Annotated in this window: 2 protein-coding genes; both read right to left on the bottom strand. The window is 35.1% G+C overall.

The features are described 5' to 3' along the window. Positions 1-264 precede the first annotated feature (264 nt). Positions 265-579, bottom strand: a complete 315-nt coding sequence (locus V7149_RS07970; protein ID WP_335345116.1) for a hypothetical protein — start codon at positions 577-579, stop codon at positions 265-267. Positions 580-636: 57 nt separating this feature from the next. Beyond that, positions 637-1365, bottom strand: a complete 729-nt coding sequence (locus V7149_RS07965) for an aspartate/glutamate racemase family protein (protein ID WP_335345115.1) — start codon at positions 1363-1365, stop codon at positions 637-639. Positions 1366-1427 lie beyond the last annotated feature (62 nt).

Below are 1427 nucleotides of genomic sequence, written 5' to 3'. Positions count from 1 at the left end.
TAATAATGTTGAAAATTGTAACTGATTGTAGAATTTCATAAAAGAGATTGATGGAAGAATTTCGCAATATTGGTCATTTTTTGTCCCATAATCGCACATTTTATATTATAACATTGTCCGTTCAAAAATTAATCCCGAAAATTATTACAAATATATTTCAAGAGAATGTGCTTTTTGTCGAATAAAGTGGGCTCCAAACATAAAAAACCGCCAAGCAAAACTTGGCGGCAGCATATTTGAATCTATAATATTTTTCAAAAGTCATTATTCGGCTCGTCTTTTATCTTTCTTTAACCTTTCAAGTTCTCGCTTCAATCGCAGATTTTCTTGTTGAATGGCTGCCAGATGATCATTTACTTGTAATTCTCTGTCGTTCTTAGGAGGCTGAAGGGATACTTTATACCATCTCTTTCCGTCAGGAGCTTCAGTTGGGATGCTTTTATTTAAACTAGCCTTTGGATAAATTCTTTTAATGTATTCTGTTTCCTCATCAGATAACCTTAATTCTCTAATGTTGACTCCATCACCAAAAGATTCTTTCAAAAACTCTCTAAACTTTTCCGCTTCATTTAATTTCAAGATTAATCCCTCCCTTTAAAGATTCAACGTTCCTATTAAACATCACAAGCAAAAGGATTAAGGCTTGCCCCACTTCATTGAATTCTTAACAATGCCACCGGAATATTCAATCGACTTTTCAACAAGAACATCCATTGCATCGATGCAATATTTCATGACATCATCACTTAAGTCCATGCATGATAGTTCAGTGCAAGCAAGAATAACACAGCAGCAATTTTCTCTATATATAAGATCCATAATGATTTGTTCAATTGCAGCAGTATCTACCTTCAAATCACTTTTTATATTATATATTGTATTCATTACTTGCTCTTGAGAGACCTCATCAGGGATATGTAATTCCATCTTATAGTTTTGACATCCCTGTCTATAGATGCCGCTGCTAACTGTCCCGTTAGTAGCTAGTATCGCGACCTTGCTATGATCTCCATGTTTTCGATGAATTTCTTTACAAGTTTCATCTACCATATTAATAATCTTGATGCTCGTCATTTCCTGCATTTGATTATAGAAAAAATGGGAGGTGTTGCATGGTATGGCAATGTGTTCAACGCATGCCGCTTCAAGAAGCTTCATATCCTTGGCAACTGCGTTTAGAAATAACTCTTCTTTCTTGTTTATAATTACACTTGTGCGATCAGGTAATGTCGCATGGTTTAGGATAACCATATTAATATGTTCCTGGTCAGAATTCGCCACCGTATTTTCAATAACCTTTTCAAAAAAGACAGATGTGGCCATTGGCCCCATCCCACCAATAACGCCTAAGCTTTTCTTTTGCATGTCTCATCCTTCTTAATGTAATGACATTTTTATATTCGTATTCTATCGCAGATTAACGGGCT

The sequence above is a fragment of the Bacillus sp. JJ1503 genome, assembly GCF_036965125.1.
Lineage (GTDB): Bacteria > Bacillota > Bacilli > Bacillales > Cytobacillaceae > Cytobacillus.
The sequence above is the reverse complement of the archived record's forward strand: the minus strand, read 5'-3'. Positions and strand labels throughout refer to the sequence as shown.